Consider the following 18,547-nt stretch of genomic DNA (forward strand, 5'->3'; position numbering starts at 1 on the left):
TCAACCCTCCAACGTTTTTGCGGCGCCGTGAATCGCAGCGCGGATCCGCACATAGGTGGCGCAGCGGCAGATGTTGCCGGCCATCGCCAGATCGATATCGCGGTCGCTCGGTTTCGGATTGCGCGCGAGCAGCGCCGCGGCGCTCATGATCTGGCCGGACTGACAGTAGCCGCATTGCGGCACGTCGAGCTTGACCCACTCCGCCTGCACCGCCGCCGCCTCGCGGCCGCCGACGCCTTCGATGGTGGTGATCTGGCTGTCGCCGACCGCCGACACCGGCAGCGAACAGGATCGCACCGGCTGGTTGTCGAGATAGACCGTACACGCCCCGCATTGCGCGACGCCGCAGCCATACTTGGTGCCGGTCAGCTTGGCGCCGTCGCGGATCGCCCACAGCAACGGCGTGCCGGGATCGACGTCGATGGCGTGAGACTGTCCGTTGATGTTGAGCCTATAGGCCGTCATTGCCGTTCTCCCGCAGCGAGACCGGCAAACTAGATGCGAATGCTTCTAAACAGCAACTCACAAGAATTTGTGAGGGGGGGCGGGGAACGAAGTGGGGGGCGACTGTCGACGGCGCGCGCTTTGGTGACCGTCCAAAAGCGAGAGCACGGCTAAAACGCCAATTGCAATTCGAACATACCAAATGGCAAATTCGAGATCAGAACTCCAGCAATAGGTCGCCTGTGAATCCGCTCGTGATTTCCTATGCCGCCCTGACGGGGGCCATTGTCTGCGAAGTCATTGGCACGACATTTCTGCAGAAGTCCGAGCAGTTCAGCCGTCTCGTCCCCACGCTGATCATGGCGGCGTTCTACGCTGGATCATTCTTCCTGCTGTCGCAGGCACTGAAGAGCATCCCCCTTGGGATTGCCTATGCTATCTGGGGCGGCTTGGGCATCGTACTGACCGCCATCATCAGCGTGGTCGTTCTTAAACAGTCTCTCGACATGCCGGCTATCGCAGGGATCGCTATGATCGTGGGAGGTGTGGTCGTGGTGAACATGTTCTCCCAGTCGGTGTCGCACTGAGCATGAAGAGCAAGCGTAGCAAGCGTAGCCCGGATGGAGCGAAGCGCAATCCGGGTCTTCTGATTCAAGCGACGCAGCTCCCGGATTTCGCTTCGCTTCATCCGGGCTACGGGCTCGACCGCGGCACTCAGCTCTGCTCCGGCTTCCGCCCTCGGATCACTTGCCCGATCCGCCAGAGCACGCCGGTCGGATCGACCAGCAAGCGTAGCCCGGATGGAGCGCAGCGCAATCCGGGTCTTCTGATTCAACGACGCAGTTCCCGGATTTCGCTTCGCTCCATCCGGGCTACGGGCTGAACTAACCACTGCGCATTGGCGAAAGGCTCCCGGATTTCGCTTCGCTTCATCCGGGCTACGGGCTTAATAGAGACAGCGTCTGCCGGTGCAGGAATTGAGATTTTCGCGCTCTACCCCACCGGATAACGCAACGGCCTCCCCGCAAAAAACGCGCTCAGATTCTCGATCACGCAGTCCTGCATCGCGATGTGGGATTCGGCGGTGTGGCCGCCGAGATGCGGGGTCAGCACCACGTTGGACAAGGCGCTGAGTGCGCCCGGCGCGAGCGGTTCGACCTCGAACACGTCGAGCCCGGCGCCGGCGATGGTGTGATCCTGCAACGCCGTGAGCAAGGCGGCCTGATCGATCACCGAACCGCGGGAAATGTTGATCACGATGCCGCCCTGGCCGAGCCGCCGCAGCATCGCGGCGTCGATGACGTGCCGGGTGTCGGAGCCGGCGCGCACCGCGATCATCAGCACGTCGCACCATTCGACCAGCGCTTCCAGGCTCGCATGATAAGGATACGGCACGTCGTGCTGCGAGCGGCTGTAGTAACCGACCTCGGTTTCGAAAGCTGCTGCGCGCGCTGCGATCTTGCTGCCGATCTCGCCCATGCCGTAGACGCCGATGCGGCGGCCGGTCATTCCCCGCGGCGGCGCCAATCGCAGCGACGGCTGCCCCGCCGCCCAGCCGCCGCTGCGGATGTAAGCGTCGGCGGTTAGTAACCGCCGGACCGCCGCCAGCAGCAGCGTCATCGAGAGGTCGGCGACCGCCGCCGAATTGGCCGCCGGACTGTGGCCGATCACGATGTTGCGTTGGGCCGCGGCGGCGCGGTCGATGCCGTCATAGCCGGTGCCGTAGCAGACGATCGCGCCGAGCTTCGGCAGGCTCTCCATCACCGCGCGGCCGAGCGGTTCGCCGCCGGCGGTGATGATCGCGCGAACGTCACCGAGCTCGTCGGCGCTGAACGCCTCGCGCGGCGGTTTGCCCTGGGCGTCGATCAGTTCGAAGCGCGCGGCGATCCGCGTCAGCATCGCCTTCGAGAACGGGGAATAGATCAGAACCTTGCCGTCCATAGCCAGATACCTCCCTCGAGCATAAAAAAGGGGCGAAATCGGTTGGCCCGATTTCGCCCCTGGTTTGTCGCAAGATTTTCAGGCTCAGCCGAGGATGGTGCCCGGCTCGACCTTGACGCCCGGACCCATCGTCGAGGAGACCGCGACGCGCTGGATGTAGGTGCCCTTGGCGCCGGCGGGCTTGGCCTTGGAGACCGCGTCGGCGAGCGCCTTGATGTTCTCGACCAGCTTGTCCTCGCCGAACGAGGCCTTGCCGATGCCGGCCTGCACGATGCCGGCCTTCTCGACGCGGAACTCGACCGAACCACCCTTGGCGCCCTTGACGGCGTTGGTGATGTCCATGGTGACGGTGCCGATCTTCGGGTTCGGCATCATGCCGCGCGGGCCGAGCACCTTACCGAGACGACCGACCAGCGGCATCATGTCGGGCGTGGCGATACAACGATCGAACTCGATCGTGCCGCCCTGCACCTTCTCCACCAGGTCTTCCGCGCCGACCACGTCGGCGCCGGCAGCCCGGGCTTCGTCGGCCTTGGCGCCGCGCGCGAACACGCCGACGCGCAAGGTGCGGCCGGTGCCGTTCGGCAGCGTCACCACGCCGCGGACCATCTGGTCGGCGTGACGCGGATCGACGCCGAGATTGATGGCGATCTCGATGGTCTCGTCGAACTTCGAGACCGCGCGTTCCTTCACCATCTTGATGGCGTCGGCGAGCGGATAGAGCTTCTCGCGATCGACGCCTTCACGGGCCTTCTTCAAACGTTTTCCGATTGCCATGACCCGTTACCCCGCTACTTGAAGGCCCATCGAACGGGCGGAGCCCTCGACCATCTTCATGGCCGCTTCGACGGTGTCACAATTCAGATCCTTCATCTTCTTCTCGGCGATCTCGCGCACCTGGGCGGAGCTCACCTTGCCGGCCACGTCGCGGCCCGGCAGCTTCGAGCCGGACTTGATGTTGGCGGCCTGCTTGAGAAAGAACGACATCGGCGGGGTCTTCATTTCGAAGGTGAACGAACGATCGGCGTAGATCGTGATCACCACCGGAATCGGGGTGTTCTTCTCTTCCTTCTGGGTCTGCGCGTTGAACGCCTTGCAGAACTCCATGATGTTGAGGCCGCGCTGACCAAGCGCGGGACCGATCGGGGGCGAAGGGTTCGCCGCACCGGCCGGCACCTGCAATTTCAGGTATCCGGTCACTTTCTTTGCCATACGTCTCTCCTGTTGCGCCGATCGCAATCGGCTGGTTCAGGTGTCCGTGGTCGGGATCGGGACGGCTGGCGACCGCCCTCTTCCTCCCACGGCCTTTTCGCGCGAAACGAGTCTCGCGCTTAGTCCGATCAGACCTTCTCGACCTGACCGAATTCCAATTCCACCGGGGTCGCGCGACCGAAGATCGACACCGCGACCTTGACCCGCGAGCGGCCCTCGTCGATTTCCTCGACCACGCCGGAGAACGACGCGAACGGGCCATCGGCCACCCGGACGTTCTCGCCGATCTCGAACGACACCGAGGTCTTCGGCCGCTCCACGCCTTCCTGCACCTGGTGCAGAATGCGCATCGCTTCGGGTTCGGAAATCGGCATCGGCTTGTTCTCGGCGCCGAGGAAGCCGGTGACCTTCGGGGTGTTCTTGATCAGATGAAACGCCTCGTCGGTGAGGTTCATCTTGACCAGCACGTAACCCGGGAAAAACTTGCGTTCGGCGTCGACCTTGCGGCCGCGGCGGACCTCGGTGACCTTCTCGGTCGGGACCAGCACCTGCTCGAACAGGTCTTCCAGCCCGCGCTGCTTGGCCTGCTCGCGAATCGACTCCGCGACCTTCTTCTCGAAGTTCGAATAGGCGTGAACGATGTACCAGCGCATGCTCATGATGTGAATTCCGTGCGCCCGCGGTTAGTGGATGCCAAGTAGGAAGGTGATGAACAGCCGAATGATCTGATCGGCGAAAAAGAAGAAGATCGAAGCCAGCGCCACCATCACGAACACCATGATCGTGGTGATCGTGGTTTCGCGGCGCGACGGCCACGTGACCTTGGAGGTCTCGGTCCGCACTTCTTGCAGGAATTTGAACGGGCTAAAGGCCATCGTCGTGATCCGCGTCCGTCGTCAGTCTCAGGGTTTCGGGAATCCGAACAGCCCTCTTGCGCCCAATCCTTTGCCAAAGACAACCCTTTGCCAAGGATGAGCCGCCAAGCGGGCCCTTTTTTCGGGAAAACAAAGCCGCGTCGGAAATCCGTCAAAACGGGCCGACAGCGAGTGGCGCTGTTTACTGCGCCCGAGCCGCTAGGTCAAGATATCCGGCCGGCGCCCGCCGACCCTGTGGGCGGCCGCGTCGCCCGCCGCGATCGGACGAGGTGAACGCAGCGAAGCAGTGGCTGAAGAGCTGACGAATCGTCGCGCCGCGGCTCCGCGGGACGCGCTCGGACCAGTCTCGGAACCCGGCTTAACCGCCTGATTTCACTGGCAGGGGCGGTAGGGCTCGAACCTACGACAACCGGTTTTGGAGACCGGTGCTCTACCAACTGAGCTACACCCCTATCTGACGTCTCTATAGCGAAGGGAATTGCCGCCGTCACGCCCCCCTTTTGGCAAATTTGTCGCTCCTCGCGGCTGTTGAAAAACCCGGTGCGAACCCCGGCGCCACAGCTGAGACACAAGTCTTTTCAGAGCGTTAAGCGAAAGTTGACGCCGCTGCTCTAGAACCCGGGCGACATTGATCTTCGTTTTTACTCGCATTCGGGGGCACCATGCTCGGCATCAAATCCATTTCCGTCCGTATCATGGTGGCAATTTCGCTGGTCGGCGCGGTGTCCTGCGCCGCGCTGGCCGGCTTCGGCATCTGGCGACAGCAGACCACGGTCGATCTCGCGCTGGAGCGCGAGCTGCGCGACGACTACGCCACCATGCTGGCCGCCCTGGACAGCGAAACCCGCACCGCGCAGGCCGTCAGCAAGGCGCTGGCCACCATGCCGCAGCTGAAAGCCCTGGTCCGCGCCGGGGACCGCCCCGGCCTCCTCGCCATGATGGATGACACGCTGCGCGACATCAAACCGTTGGGCCTGGAATTGATCACCATTCAGGTCCCGCCGGCCCTGGCGTTGGCGCGGGTGCACAATCCGAAGGCGTTCGGCGACGACGTCTCTCCTCGCCGCAAGATGGTGGTGCAGGCGTTGCAGACCAAGCAGGCGATCGGCGGCGTGGAAACCGGACGCGACGTCCTCAACGTGTTCGCCACCACGCCGATCATGGACGGGGGCACCGTGATCGGCGCCGTCGATATCGGCGCGCCGTTCGGCGACACCTTCGTAAAAGCGATGAAAAGCCGATTCGGCGTCGACGTCGCGATCCATCAGCTCGAGTCCGGCACCGTCAAGACGCTCGCCACCACCCTCACCGAGGCCGCGCCGTCGATCGAGCTGATCCAGCGCGCGCTGTCCGGGCAAACCATCATCGAGGCGCGCGGCAGCGACGGCCGCACCTTCGGACCGATCAAGAATTTCTCCGGCGCCCCGGTCGCCGTGGTGGAGATCGTCCGCGACACCACCGCCTATCAGGCGGTGGCGCGGCAATCGATGATCTGGTTCGCCAGCGTCACCGCGGTCGCGGTGCTGATCGCCGCACTGGTCGCCGCCTGGCTCGGCCGCAGCCTCGGCCGGCCGATCCGCGCGCTGGAAGACGCGATGCGTCAGATCAGCTCGGGCCGGCAGGACGTCGTCGTGCCGGGCGCCAAGCGCAGCGACGAGATCGGCTCGATGGCGCGCGCGGTCGAAGTGTTCAAGGACGGCCTCGCCGAGACCGCGCGATTGCGCGGCGACCAGGAGCAGCAGCGCGCCCAGGCCGAGGCCGAACGGCAGAGCACCTTGCAGGCGCTGGCCTCGCGCTTCGAATCCGGCGTCGGCAGCATCGTTGCCGCAGTCGGCTCGGCTGCGGTCGATCTGCGCAGCACCGCGCAATCGATGGCCAGCAATGCCGAGGAAGCCTCCAGCCAGACCACCGCCGTCGCCGCCTCATCGGAGGTGGCGACGCAGAATGCGCAAGCCGTCGCCGCCGCGATCGAGGAGCTCAACGCCTCGGTCAACGAGATCGCGCAGCGCGTCAACGAATCCGCCAAGGTCGCGGGCTCGGCGCTCGATCAGGCCACCAGCACCAACGCCCAGATCAATGCGCTCGCCGAGGCCGCGCAACGGATCGGCGACGTCGTCAAGCTGATCAGCGAGATCGCGGCGCAGACCAATCTGTTGGCGCTCAACGCCACCATCGAAGCCGCCCGCGCCGGCGAAGCCGGCCGCGGCTTTGCGGTGGTCGCCTCCGAGGTCAAGGCGCTGGCCACCCAGACCTCGAAGGCCACCGACGAGATTTCCGCCCAGGTGCTGGCGATCCAGAGCGCGACGCAACTCTCGGTCGATGCGATCGGGGGCATCACCTCGACGATCGGCCAGGTCAGCGAGATCGCCTCGGCGATCGCCGCCGCGGTCGAGGAGCAGAGCGCCGCGACCCGCGAGATCGCGCAGAACGTCAGCGAAGCCGCGCGCGGCTCCAGCGAAGTGTCGGACAACATCGAGGGCGTCCGCCGCGCCGCCGAGCAGACCGGCGTCGCCGCCACCCGCGTCGTCGATTCGTCGGCGGAACTATCGCGCAACGGCGACATGCTGCGCACCCAGGTCGACGCGTTCCTGCGCGAGGTGCGAGCGGCGTAACAGCGACGGGATTCGCCGCCGCAACGCCCCTTCGGTCTATCTTACAGTTGTCCGCAGCCGCCGCGTCAGCATCCCCGCTCGCGCGCCACGTGAAGAACTGTTTCGTTTCCCTTAATTCGATGTTGACGACTGAGAGCTAAGACACCCGGCGAAAATCCTTGTTGAAGGTCTGTCGAGCCGTGTCCTTGCTAAGCCCTAAGTCCGTTTCCGTCCGAATTATGGTCGCCATCTCGCTGGTCAGCGCGGTGTCCTGCGTCGCCCTCGCCGGGTTTGGCGTCTGGCGTCAGCAGGAAGCCGTCGATCTGGCGTTACACCGCGAATTGCAGACCGACTACGCGAACATTCTCGGGGCCTTGGATGGCGAGACCCGGACCGCGCTGGCGGTCAGTCACAGCCTGGCGACGATGCCGCAACTCAAGGCCGTGGTCCGCGCCGGCGACCGAGCCGGCGTGCTGGCGCTGCTGAAGGACGCGCTGCGGGACATTAAACCGCTGGGTCTGGAATTGCTCACCGTCCAGGTGCCGCCGCTCGTGACCCTCGCCCGGCTGCATAAACCCGCCTCATTCGGCGACGACGTCAGGCGCCGCAAGATGATCGTGCAGGTGTTTGAGACCAAGAAATCCGCGGGCGGCGTGGAGGCCGGCTTCGAGGCGCTGAACATCTTCGGAACCGCGCCGGTGCTCGACGGCGACGCCATGCTCGGCACCGTCGACACCGGCGCGCCGTTCGGCGCGACATTCGTCAAAACCATGAAGGCCCGCTTCGGCGTCGATATCGCGATCCATCAGCTGAAGGACGACGCGGTCAAGACGCTGGCGTCCACCCTGTCGACAGCAGCGCCGCAAAAGGCCGTGCTGCAACGCGCGCTGAACGGCGAAACCATCATTCAGACCGACGACGCCGACGGCCGCCCGACCGCGGCCACGTTCGGCCCGATCAAGAATTTTTCCGGACAGCCGGTCGCCGTGGTCGAGATCGTCCGCGACACCAGCGCCTATCAGACGCTCCGGCACACCTCGATGCTGTGGTTCGCCGGCGCGACCTCGGCCGCCGTGCTGATCGCAGCGCTGATCGCCGCCTGGCTCGGGCGGGGCATCGGTCAGCCGATCCGAGCGCTCGAAGGCGCGATGGCACAGATCACCGCCGGGCACCGCGATGTCACCGTCCCCGGTTCGCAGCGCAACGACGAAATCGGCGCCATGGCCCGTGAGGTCGAGGTGCTCAAGGATGGACTCGGCGAAGCCGCGCGGTTGCGCGGCGCTCAGGAGCAGCAGCGCGCCGAGGCCGAGGCCGAACGGCGGAACACGCTGCAAACGCTGGCGGCGCGTTTCGAATCCGGCGTCGGCGGCATCGTCGCCGCGGTCGGATCGGCCGCGGTCGATCTGCGCAGCACCGCGCAATCGATGGCACATAATGCCGAGGAAGCCTCCAGCCAGACCATAGCCGTCGCGGCTTCTTCCGAGGTGGCGACGAAAAACGCACAAGCCGTCGCCGCCGCGATCGAAGAACTCAACGCTTCGGTCAACGAGATCGCGCAACGCGTCAACGAATCCGCCAAGGTCGCGGGCTCGGCGCTCGGTCAGGCCAACAGCACCAACGCGCAAATCAACGGACTGGCTGACGCCGCGCAACGGATCGGCGACGTCGTCAAGCTGATCAGCGAGATCGCCGCGCAAACCAATCTGTTGGCGCTGAACGCCACCATCGAAGCGGCCCGGGCCGGCGACGCCGGTCGCGGCTTTGCGGTGGTCGCCTCCGAGGTCAAGGCGCTGGCGACCCAGACCTCGAAGGCCACCGACGAGATTTCCACCCAGGTGCTGGCGATCCAGAGCGCCACGCAACTGTCGGTCGATGCGATCGGCGGCATTACCTCGACGATCGGCCAGGTCAGCGAGATCGCCTCGGCGATCGCCGCCGCGGTCGAACAACAGAGCGCCGCGACCCGCGAGATCGCGCAGAACGTCAGCGAGGCCGCGCGAGGCTCCAGCGAAGTGTCGGACAACATCGAGGGCGTCCGCCGCGCCGCCGAGCAGACCGGCGTCGCCGCCACCCGCGTCGTCGATTCGTCGGCGGAACTGTCACGCAACGGCGACATGCTGCGCACCCAGGTCGACGCGTTCCTGCGCGAGGTGCGAGCGGCGTAACAACGACGGAGATTGCGTCGGCGCCGCTCGCGGCGCCGGCGCGTCGCGGCGGCATGAAACGCGCTGCCGCGTTGCGGCGGAAATCAAGAAGGGTTTTCTCGGAACATCGGTGCCGGTCGAACGATCCAAGCGTTCGCGCGCCACGCCCTGTTCAAGCGCGCCATTTCGGTTCAAGTTAGCGAAGCGAAGAAGCTCATCGAGCCACGCATCAGCGATTTGAATCGGGAGACGCCATGACCAGCCACGCGACCGCGCACACCGCAACGCCTGCCGCCTCGCCGACTCCGCATTTGCCGCAGGGCAAACCCGAAGCGCTCGGGCTGTCGACGCCGCGCCTCGCCGCCATGTCGGACGCCTTCAAGCGCGAGATCGACAAGGGCAACATTCCGGGCGTCACCGTGCTGGTCGCCCGCCGCGGCGCGATCGGCTGGTTCGAGGCGCTCGGACGGCAGAACCCGGCCGCCGCCGCGCCGATGAGCCAGGACAGCATCTTCCGCATCTTCTCGATGACCAAGCCGATCGTCTCGATCGCCATCATGCAGCTCGTCGAAGACGGCAAGCTCTTGCTCGACGACGCGCTGGCGACCTTCATCCCGGAATTCGCCGGTCAGAAAGTCGGCGTCGCGCGCGACGGCCGGCTCGAGCTGGTGGCGCCGACCCGGGCCATCACCATTCAGGACCTGCTGCGCCACACTTCCGGCATCGGCTACGAGCACATCGGCAGCGGGCCGATCCAGACCGCGTATCTCGACGCCAAGCTCGGCAGCCGCAAGCTCAGCAACGCCGAACACGCCCGCCTCGTCGCCGGCATCCCGCTGCTGTGCCAGCCCGGCGCCGCGTTCAACTACAGCCGCTCCACCGATATTCTCGGCCGCGTGCTCGAAGTGGTCACCGGGCAGACGCTCGGCGCCGTGCTGCACGAGCGCGTGCTGGCGCCGCTGCAGATGAACGAGACCGCGTTCCACACCGGGCCGGAGAATGCCGCCCGCCTCGCCGAACCGTTCGCGAAAGATCCGTGGAGCGGCGAGCCGGTGAAGCTGTTCGACATGCTGGAACGGCCGGCCATGGAGTCCGGCGGCGGCGGGCTGACCTCGACCACGATGGACTATGCGCGGTTCTGCCAGATGCTGCTCAATGGCGGCACGCTCGACGGCACCCGCATCATCGGCCGCAAGACCCTGCAGCTGATGGCGTCGAACCACCTGGGCAGCCACGTGCCGGCCGACAGCTACATCCTGCCGCCCGGCCACGGCTTCGGCCTCGGCTTTGCGGTGCGCACCGAGCAGGGTCTCGCGCCATACGCCGGCTCGGTCGGCCAGTTCTTCTGGAGCGGCATCGCCGGCACCTTCTTCTGGATCGATCCCGCGGAAGATCTGTTCGCGGTGTTGATGTCGCAAGGCCCGGGGCAACGCGAGCACTTCCGCAACCTGGTCCGCAGCCTGGTCTACGCCGCGGTGGAGTAAGCGCGCCCGCTGCAGCACCAGCGTCATCCTGAGAGCCCGGCGAAGCGCAGCGAAGCCGGGCATCTCGAAGGCCGAGCCTCAGGCACCCGTCTCCCGTCATCCTGAGGCTCGCCGCAAGAGCGGCGAGCCTCAGGATGACGTCGCTAGAGCATTTTCGGTTAGGATTGATGCGGTTCAAGAGTCACGGGCCGTCATTCCGGGGCACGAGCAGCTTCGCTGCGAGTGAGCCCGGAATCCATAACCACCGCAGGGGTTATGGATTCCGGACTTGCTCGTTCTGACGAACTCGCAATCCGGAATGACGACGACATTTTGGTTGGATGATTCAGTCCTAACCAAAACGTCGCTAACTAATCGTCGCGCCGCCGTCGATCACGAGGGTCTGCCCGGTCATGAAGGTGCCGGCCGCCGAGGCCAGGAACACCGCGGCGCCGGCGATCTCGTCGGGCTCGCCGATCCGCAGCAGCGGCGAGCGCGCGGTGGAGGCTTTCAACGTCTCCGGATTGTCCCACAGCGCCTTGGCGAAATCGGTCTTGATCAGCCCCGGCGCGATGCAATTGACGCGCACATTGTGCGGGCCGTATTCGCAGGCGAGGTTGCGCGCGAGCTGCATGTCGGCGGCTTTCGAAATGCAATAGGCGCCGATCACGGTGGAGCCCTTCAGCCCGCCGATCGACGACACGATGGTGATCGAGCCGTCGCGGCGCTCGATCATCTGCGGCGCCACCAGGGCGATCAGCCAGTGATTGGCGACGATGTTGTTGTCGAGGATCTTGCGGAACTGATCATCGGAAATATCCGCCTGCGGCCCGTAATACGGATTCGACGCGGCGTTGCACACCAGCGTGTCGATCGGCCCGAACACCCGGTTGGTTTCCTCGACCAGATGCTTGAGATCGTCCTTGGTGGAGATGTTGGCGGCGACCGGCAACGCCACGCGGCTGCCGATCTTGTCGTTGATGGCGTGCGCGACCTCCTCGCAGGCCTGCTGCTTGCGCGACGAGATCACCACATTGGCGCCGTGCTCGGCCATCCGCTCGGCGATGGCGCGGCCGATGCCGCGCGACGACCCGGTGATCACCGCGACTTTTCCCGACAGATCGAACAAACTCATAAGTCTCTCCCCCAGATGGTCCGGCGGTTGCGCCGGTTGTTGATATCGCGCGACGCGTCACGCCAGCTTGTCGGGCGTTCCGACTTCCGCACCGGCCGGCTGATGCATCGCGGCGTGCGACGGATCGGCGATCCACGGCTGCTGATTGACCATCGGAATCCGCCAGCCGCTGTGCCCGGCGCTGGACAGATGATCGAGCCTTGTGATCGAGCAATTGTCGATCGTGAAGGCGAGCCCGCGCTCCGGCTGCCCGCCGAGCGCCAGACCGATCGCCGCCTTGATGGTGCCGCCATGCGCGACCGCGATCACGTCGCGGCCGGCGTGGGTTTCGGTGATGCGCTGAATGGCGTGGGCGACGCGATTGTACAGGTCCATGAAACTCTCGCCGTTCGGCGCCGGATCGTCGATCGGGGCGAACCAGTAGCTGCCGACCGCGATCGGACGGCTGGCAAAGAACTCCGCGCGGTTCAATCCCTGCCAGTCGCCGAGATGCTGCTCGGACAGCTCGGCCTCGTGCGACAGCTCGCCGGGCCTCGGAAAGCCGGCGTCCCAGATCGCATGCGCGGTCTGATGGGTGCGCCGCAACGTGCTCGCGTACCACACCGCGTTGCGCGGCAGCACTTTGCCGACCGCGTCGAACACCACCCGGTCGCTGGTATCGCAGCCGATGTCGGATTGACCGTAGATGCAGCCGCCGTCCTCGCGCACCGGGGCGTGCCGCACCCACCACCACCGCGTCGCGACTACGCCGGCCGGGATCGCGTGCTGCGCGACAAAGGGCGGCTTGACGCCGGACGGCTCGACCTCGGGCATCGTCACGTCAGCAGGCTTGGCGGGATCGGACATTCGCTATAACCCTTTTGCTGTTCCACGATCGCTGGACGTCATTGTATCTGTTGCCTCAAGTCGCAGGTACTGACAAATGCGAATTGCAATTCCGCGATGCGGCAAACGCCGCGCGCCAACAACAAGGGAGATCCGCATGGGCCGCCTGGAAGGCAAATCCGTCATCATCACCGGCGCCGGCAGCGGCATCGGCCGCGCCGCGGCGCTGCTGTTCACCAAGGAAGGCGCGCAGCTGATCGCGGTCGATCGCTCGGACGCCGTGCACGATACCGTCGAACTGGTGCACCGCGAGGGCGGCACCGCCGAAGCCGTGGTCGCCGATGCCGGCTGCGAGCGCGACGTCAAAGCCTTCATCGCCAAGGCGGTCCACAAGCACGGACGGCTCGACGCGATCTGGGCCAATGCCGGGATCAGCGGCGGCCTGGTGCCGCTCGAGGAGCAGACCGTCGAGCATTGGCAGGAGGTGCTGCGGATCAACCTGATCGGGCCGTTCCTGGCGATCAAGCACGCCATGCCGCAGATGATCGCGCAGGAGCACGGCGCGATCGTGCTGACCGCCTCGGTCGCAGGCTTGAAGGCCGGCGCGTCGGGGCATCCTTACGCCGCCTCGAAGGCCGGGGTGATCAGCCTGGTGCAGACCACGGCGTATTCGTTGTCCGGCACCGGGGTGCGGATCAACGCGGTGTGTCCGGGGCTGATCGAGACCGGCATGACCAAGCCGGTGTTCGACAACGCCAAGGAGCGCGGCACCGCGCACAAGATCGGCCAGATCAATCCGTTGAAGCGCGCCGGCCAGCCGCACGAACTCGCCGCGATGGGGCTGTTCCTGGCGAGCGACGAAGCCTCCTACGTCAACGGCCAGGCGATCGCGGTCGACGGCGGCCTGACCGCGTCGATGCCTTATGTCGGGCGGCCGATTTGAGTCTGCGCAGTGCCCTCGTCGCTCAATGTTTCGAGGCGCACGCTTGGCGATGACTTCGGGGAGCGTGCCGCGCGCTCCTCGGCCGCGAAGTGGCCACCGCATTTCAACGCGTCGTCCCTGCGCACGCAGGGACCCATAGGGCGCGGAGTCTCCTTTGCGCGATGGCTAAGGACATCGCTGATCTCGGACGCCAGGGGTGATGGGTCCCTGCCTGCGCAGGGACGACTCGTGGAGGCGCTATGCTGGATCGCGGCGACATGGCCAGCATGGCGCCGTCGAACAGGATGAGTTCGACGAGCCGCGCCACGCGCAGACCTACTCCGCTCCGGCCTTCTGCGCGTAGCCCCAGGCCGCCTTCGCCAGCGGCACGGTGCGCGCGGCGGTTTCCATCGCCTTCGCGCTCGCTGCGGTGCCGTCGCGAATCCGCCCTGCGATGCCTTGGGTAATGCCGGCGAGGCGGAACAGATTGTAGGCGTAGTACCAGTTCAGATCCGGCACCTCGGGGCGGCCGGACGCCTTGCAGTAGATCTCGGCGGCCTCTTCCATGGTCGGGATGTTCAGCCCGGCGAAATCCACCTCGGCGAGGCCCGGCATGGTCCATTGCATCAGCAAGTAAGTGAAATCCGCCATCGGATCGCCGAGCGTCGAGAGCTCCCAATCCAGCACCGCCTGCACCCGCGGCTTGCTGGCATGAAACACCATGTTGTCGATCCGATAGTCGCCATGCACCACGCAGACGCCGGCCTGCTGCGGCACGCTGCGCGGCAGCCATTCGATCAGCCGGTCCATCTCCGGAATGCTCTGGGTCTCCGAGGCGCGGTACTGCTTGGTCCAGCGATCGACCTGGCGGGCGAAGTAATTGCCGGGCTTGCCGAAGTCGCCGAGCCCGATCGTTTCCGGATCGTAGCTGTGCAACCTGGCCAGCGTCTCGATCTTGGCGGTGAAGATGGCGCGGCGCTCCTCGCGCGGCAATTGCGGCAGCGCCGGATCCCAGAAGATCCGGCCCTCCTCCATCGACATGATGTAGAACGCGGCGCCGATCACCGCGTCGTCGGTGCAGAGCGCGTAAGCGCGCGCGACCGGAAAGCCCTGCTTACCGAGCGCCGCGATCACCTTGAACTCGCGATCCACCGCATGCGCCGACGGCAGCAATTTGCCGAACGGCTTGCGCCGCATCACATAGCAGCGCCCCGGCGTATCCAGCCGATAGGTCGGATTGGACTGGCCGCCCTTGAACTGCAGCACGGTCAACGGCCCGGCATAGCCCTCGACGTACTCCGCCATCCAGCGATCGAGGCTTGCTTCATCGATACGATGCCGCTCCTCGACCGCCTTGGTGCCGGAGAATTCCTCATCCCGCCTTGACTCGACCAAATCGACGCTCCTTCCGAGACCTCTTGCTACCTCTCCCCGCTAGCGGGGAGAGGTCGGCGTTTCCGCGCCTGGCGCGGAAAGGCCGGGTGAGGGGGCGCCTCGTTCGTCTGCGACGCCTCAATCAACCTCAATGCCCCCTCACCCCAACCCTCTCCCCGCAAGCGGGGAGAGGGAGCGCGCTGCCGATGCCGCAACGCGCTCCCTCGACTAGTGCTTGGCCGGGGCGTTGGCGTATTTGCGCATCTCCAGCCGGGCGATGGCGCGGTTGTGCACCTCGTCGGGGCCGTCGGCGAGCCGCAGCGTGCGGATGTGGGCGTAGTCCTTGGCCAGCCCGGCATCGTCGGAGACGCCGGCGCCGCCGAACGCCTGGATCGCGTTGTCGATGATCCGCAGCGCCATGTTGGGCGCCGCCACCTTGATCATCGCGATTTCGAGCTGCGCGGTCTTGTTGCCGACCTTGTCCATCATGTCGGCGGCTTTCAGGCACAGCAGCCGGGTCATCTCGATGTCGGTGCGGGCCTCGGCGATGCGCTGCTCCCACACCGAGAATTCGATGATCTTCTTGCCGAACGCGGTGCGCGACGACAGCCGCTTCACCATCTTCTCCAGCGACTCTTCGGCCTTGCCGATGGTGCGCATGCAGTGATGGATGCGGCCGGGGCCGAGCCGGCCCTGCGCGATCTCGAAGCCGCGGCCCTCGCCGAGCAGGATGTTGCCGGCCGGGACGCGGACGTTCTCCAACAGCACCTGGCCGTGGCCGTGCGGCGCGTCGTCGAAGCCGAACACCGGCAGCATCTTCTCGACTGTGATGCCCTTGGCGTCACGCGGCACCAGAATCTGGGATTGCTGCTGATGCCGCGCCGCCGACGGATCGGTCTTGCCCATCACGATCAGCACTTGGCAGCGCGGATCGCCGATCCCGGACGACCACCATTTGCGGCCGTTGATGACGTAGTCGTCGCCGTCGCGTTCGATCCTGGTCTCGATGTTGGTGGCGTCGGAGGACGCCACCGCGGGCTCGGTCATCAGGAAGGCGGAGCGGATTTCGCCGTCCATCAACGGGCGCAGCCACTGGCGCTTGTGCTCCTTGCTGCCGTAGCGCATCAGCACTTCCATGTTGCCGGTGTCCGGCGCCGAGCAGTTGAACACCTCGGAGGCGAAGCCGATGCGGCCCATCTGTTCGGAGAGCAGCGCGTATTCCAGATTGCTGAGCCCGGCGCCGCGAAATTCGTCGTCTTCGTGCGACGACGGCGGCATGAACATGTTCCACAGGCCCTCGGCCTTGGCCTTCTTCTTGAGGTCTTCGAGGATCGGAATCACCTTCCAGCGATCGCCGGATTCGTCCTGCTCGCGATAGATCGGCACCGCCGGCCGGACGTGCGCGTCCATGAAGGCGTTGACGCGGTCGAGCCATTCGCGCTGGCGGTCGGACATGGTGAAATCCATGGAGCGTTCCTCAGGTTTTTTGCGGCAATTGTTTGGGCGGCACTGTCTCCCCGTCGCGCGGCGTCTGCAAGGCCCTTGTGCGCCACGCGCTCGGCCGCTGCGGCAACCGCCGGACGGAATTTCTTTGCGGAAGCGAGCCACGCACGGCGACGCGCATTGACAAGTCCCGCTGATCAAACGATGGTTTCATACAAGTGTTTGAATTGCAAGCTCCCCGCCCTCCGACCTTGGACGCCATGTTGAGCGACACCCGCAGCGCGATCCTCACAGCGGCCGAGCGGCTCTATGCCGCACGCGGCTTCGCCGACGTCACGCTGCGCGACATCGTCGCCGAGGCCAACGTCAACCTCGCCGCGGTGAACTATCATTTCGGCTCCAAGGACGAATTGATCACCGAATTGTTCGTCAGCCGCTCGCTCGCCACCAACCGCGAGCGGCTCAACGAGTTGAAGGCGGCGGAAGCGGCCGGCGGCGGCCGCGCGCCGATCGATCAGGTGCTGCGCGCGCTGGTCGGCCCGACCTTGCGCGGCTGCCTCGGCCCCGACGAGCAGCGCTCCGACGCCGCGCGCTTCATGATCCGCGCCTCGGTCGAGGCGATCGCGCCGATCCACAAGATCCGCAACCGCGAGATCGATCACTTGCGCAAATTCGCCGCGGCGATGCGCCGTTCGCTGGCGAGCGTCGACGAGGTGGAGATTTACTGGGGGCTGCATTTTGCCCTCGCCATGGCGCACCAGACCATCCGCGACAGCGAACGGCTGCAAAAGCTCTCGGAGGGACGCTGCGACCTCGACGACGTCGACGGCGTGATCGACCGCGTGGTCGCCGTCGCGGCGACCGCGCTCGGTGCCGCCGCGAAGGCCGACAAGCCGGCGGCGCGGCGCGGCCGCTAGACGGCGCCGCTCGAGATTTGACAGCATCCTGTCGTTATGACAGAATGCTGTCATGACAGATGCCCCGCGCCCGCCATTCGAACACCCTGCCAATGCCCTGGTGCTGGAGATTTTCCGGGCCAATGGCGCGCTGATCCGGCTCGGCGACGCGCTGGTGAAACCGCTCGGCCTCACCAGCGCGCGCTGGCAGGTGCTGGGCGCCGTCGCGCAGGGCCACGGCGGCCTTCCGGTAGCGCGCATCGCCGACAATATGGGGCTCACCCGGCAGTCCGTGCAGCGCATCGTCGACGAACTGGCCGAGGCCGAGCTGGTCGGTTTCGCGCCCAACCCGGCGCACAAGCGCGCCAAACTGGTGGTGATGACGCCGCGCGGCCAGCGCCTGTTCCAGCGCGCCAGCGAACGGTGGGCGCCCTACGCCGACGCGATCGCGGCGGCGCTCGATCCGCGCCGGCTGCGCAGCACCACCGACAATCTGGCGACGCTGCGTGGCTTCCTCGACCAGACCAACGACAGGAGCTCAGAATGATCAAACTGCTGCATCCCGTTGCCGGGATCATCGCGTTTCTCACCATCCTCGCCTTCTGGTTCTCGACGGTCATCGCCGAGACCGGCGGTGACAGGGCCACCATCGCAGCCGTCAAGCTCGGCATTCTGTGGGGCCTACTGCTACTGATTCCGGCGATCGCGGCGGCCGGCGCCAGCGGTTTCAAGCTCGGCGGCAAGTCGCAACATCCCGGCGTGGTGAGCAAGCGGAAGCGAATGCCGTTTATCGCGGCGAACGGCATTTTGGTGTTGGTCCCTTGTGCGATCTTCCTGCAGCAACGCGCCAGCGCCGGGCTGTTCGACCAGACGTTTAGCGTCGTGCAAGCCGTCGAACTGCTGGCCGGCGCGGTCAACCTCGCTTTGCTCGGCCTCAACATCCGCGACGGTTTCAGACTGTCGCGCCGCTTCGAGGCCGCGGCCGGCAAGACGTCGAGAGCCGCGGAATAACCGCCGCCGGCATGCGCTCTATAGGCAGTCCGCTATGCTACTGAGCAGCACGCCCGATCGTTCCGGTTTGGTAGCACCAGAGGATCGAACGAGCGTGCGCACCGTGGCCTGCAACGGCATCGCGCGCGACGCGGCGCAAGAGGCTTGCAATTTTTCACGTTCGGGAGTAGTTGCACTCCCGGTCGGCAGTTCACCGAGGCGTCGCCGCCCCGCAAGGGGAGCTAAACCTGCCAGTTAAAATACTTCGACGGACACCTTATCCCGTGCCTTT

General features: G+C 65.8%; 18 protein-coding genes and 1 tRNA gene. 8 read left to right on the top strand and 11 right to left on the bottom strand.

Going from position 1 to position 18,547, the window contains the following annotated elements; all coding sequences use genetic code 11:
* The gene (locus HNR60_RS18420) at window positions 1-465 is read right to left on the bottom strand and encodes a (2Fe-2S)-binding protein (protein ID WP_184260400.1); all 465 of its coding nucleotides are present in this window, start codon (window positions 463-465) and stop codon (window positions 1-3) included.
* Window positions 466-698: 233 nt separating this feature from the next.
* Here HNR60_RS18420 and HNR60_RS18425 point away from each other — a divergent pair, with 233 nt between their 5' ends.
* Window positions 699-1,031 (top strand): DMT family transporter, encoded by a 333-nt coding sequence (locus HNR60_RS18425; RefSeq protein WP_430694990.1) that lies wholly within the window; start codon window positions 699-701, stop codon window positions 1,029-1,031.
* A 406-nt stretch (window positions 1,032-1,437) separates the two neighbouring features.
* On the opposite strand, the gene HNR60_RS18430 is transcribed toward HNR60_RS18425, so the two are convergent.
* From HNR60_RS18430 to HNR60_RS18455, 6 genes are all read right to left on the bottom strand, one after another.
* Window positions 1,438-2,385: a 2-hydroxyacid dehydrogenase gene (locus HNR60_RS18430; protein WP_184260405.1), complete on the bottom strand. Its 948-nt coding sequence runs from the start codon at window positions 2,383-2,385 to the stop codon at window positions 1,438-1,440.
* An 84-nt stretch (window positions 2,386-2,469) separates the two neighbouring features.
* Window positions 2,470-3,162 (bottom strand): 50S ribosomal protein L1, encoded by a 693-nt coding sequence (gene rplA, locus HNR60_RS18435; RefSeq protein ID WP_184260409.1) that lies wholly within the window; start codon window positions 3,160-3,162, stop codon window positions 2,470-2,472.
* Window positions 3,163-3,168: 6 nt separating this feature from the next.
* Window positions 3,169-3,597, bottom strand: coding sequence for a 50S ribosomal protein L11 (rplK, locus tag HNR60_RS18440; RefSeq protein WP_184260412.1), 429 nt, complete (start codon window positions 3,595-3,597; stop codon window positions 3,169-3,171).
* 128 nt (window positions 3,598-3,725) lie between these two features.
* Complete coding sequence (nusG, locus tag HNR60_RS18445; protein WP_184260415.1) at window positions 3,726-4,256, bottom strand: transcription termination/antitermination protein NusG; 531 nt, start codon at window positions 4,254-4,256, stop codon at window positions 3,726-3,728.
* A gap of 24 nt (window positions 4,257-4,280) precedes the next feature.
* A complete protein-coding gene (gene secE, locus HNR60_RS18450) occupies window positions 4,281-4,472 on the bottom strand; it encodes a preprotein translocase subunit SecE (protein ID WP_011473901.1) in 192 nt (63 codons plus the stop codon).
* Between the two features lie 376 nt (window positions 4,473-4,848).
* Window positions 4,849-4,924 (bottom strand) — tRNA-Trp (locus HNR60_RS18455).
* 210 nt (window positions 4,925-5,134) lie between these two features.
* On the opposite strand from HNR60_RS18455, the gene HNR60_RS18460 reads away from it, so the two are divergent.
* From HNR60_RS18460 to HNR60_RS18470, 3 genes are all read left to right on the top strand, one after another.
* Window positions 5,135-7,084 (top strand): methyl-accepting chemotaxis protein, encoded by a 1,950-nt coding sequence (locus HNR60_RS18460; protein WP_184260418.1) that lies wholly within the window; start codon window positions 5,135-5,137, stop codon window positions 7,082-7,084.
* Window positions 7,085-7,302: 218 nt separating this feature from the next.
* The gene (locus HNR60_RS18465) at window positions 7,303-9,228 is read left to right on the top strand and encodes a methyl-accepting chemotaxis protein (protein WP_184260421.1); all 1,926 of its coding nucleotides are present in this window, start codon (window positions 7,303-7,305) and stop codon (window positions 9,226-9,228) included.
* A gap of 233 nt (window positions 9,229-9,461) precedes the next feature.
* Entirely contained in the window at window positions 9,462-10,691 is a 1,230-nt protein-coding gene (locus tag HNR60_RS18470; protein WP_184260424.1) for a serine hydrolase domain-containing protein, read from the top strand.
* Between the two features lie 346 nt (window positions 10,692-11,037).
* On the opposite strand, the gene HNR60_RS18475 is transcribed toward HNR60_RS18470, so the two are convergent.
* Window positions 11,038-11,805, bottom strand: a complete 768-nt coding sequence (locus HNR60_RS18475) for an SDR family NAD(P)-dependent oxidoreductase (RefSeq protein ID WP_184260427.1) — start codon at window positions 11,803-11,805, stop codon at window positions 11,038-11,040.
* A 57-nt stretch (window positions 11,806-11,862) separates the two neighbouring features.
* Window positions 11,863-12,618, bottom strand: a complete 756-nt coding sequence (locus HNR60_RS18480; protein WP_184260536.1) for a histidine phosphatase family protein — start codon at window positions 12,616-12,618, stop codon at window positions 11,863-11,865.
* Between the two features lie 169 nt (window positions 12,619-12,787).
* On the opposite strand from HNR60_RS18480, the gene HNR60_RS18485 reads away from it, so the two are divergent.
* Entirely contained in the window at window positions 12,788-13,573 is a 786-nt protein-coding gene (locus HNR60_RS18485) for an SDR family NAD(P)-dependent oxidoreductase (RefSeq protein WP_184260430.1), read from the top strand.
* Window positions 13,574-13,888: 315 nt separating this feature from the next.
* Here the strand turns inward: HNR60_RS18485 and HNR60_RS18490 are convergent, their stop codons facing one another.
* Both HNR60_RS18490 and HNR60_RS18495 read right to left on the bottom strand, forming a co-directional pair.
* Window positions 13,889-14,947: a phosphotransferase family protein gene (locus HNR60_RS18490; protein WP_184260433.1), complete on the bottom strand. Its 1,059-nt coding sequence runs from the start codon at window positions 14,945-14,947 to the stop codon at window positions 13,889-13,891.
* Window positions 14,948-15,154: 207 nt separating this feature from the next.
* Window positions 15,155-16,393: an acyl-CoA dehydrogenase family protein gene (locus HNR60_RS18495; protein ID WP_184260436.1), complete on the bottom strand. Its 1,239-nt coding sequence runs from the start codon at window positions 16,391-16,393 to the stop codon at window positions 15,155-15,157.
* A 236-nt stretch (window positions 16,394-16,629) separates the two neighbouring features.
* On the opposite strand from HNR60_RS18495, the gene HNR60_RS18500 reads away from it, so the two are divergent.
* Genes HNR60_RS18500 through HNR60_RS18510 form a run of 3 tightly spaced genes read left to right on the top strand, consistent with a single transcriptional unit; the run spans window position 16,630 to window position 18,276 of the window.
* The gene (locus tag HNR60_RS18500; RefSeq protein WP_184260439.1) at window positions 16,630-17,286 is read left to right on the top strand and encodes a TetR/AcrR family transcriptional regulator; all 657 of its coding nucleotides are present in this window, start codon (window positions 16,630-16,632) and stop codon (window positions 17,284-17,286) included.
* A 52-nt stretch (window positions 17,287-17,338) separates the two neighbouring features.
* Window positions 17,339-17,812, top strand: a complete 474-nt coding sequence (locus HNR60_RS18505; protein ID WP_184260442.1) for a MarR family winged helix-turn-helix transcriptional regulator — start codon at window positions 17,339-17,341, stop codon at window positions 17,810-17,812.
* On the top strand, window positions 17,809-18,276 hold the full coding sequence (locus HNR60_RS18510) for a hypothetical protein (RefSeq protein WP_184260445.1): 468 nt from the start codon (window positions 17,809-17,811) through the stop codon (window positions 18,274-18,276). Before HNR60_RS18505 ends, HNR60_RS18510 begins: the two co-directional genes overlap by 4 nt.
* Window positions 18,277-18,547 lie beyond the last annotated feature (271 nt).

It is taken from the genome of Rhodopseudomonas rhenobacensis (genome assembly GCF_014203125.1).
Classification (GTDB): Bacteria; Pseudomonadota; Alphaproteobacteria; order Rhizobiales; family Xanthobacteraceae; genus Rhodopseudomonas_A; species Rhodopseudomonas_A rhenobacensis.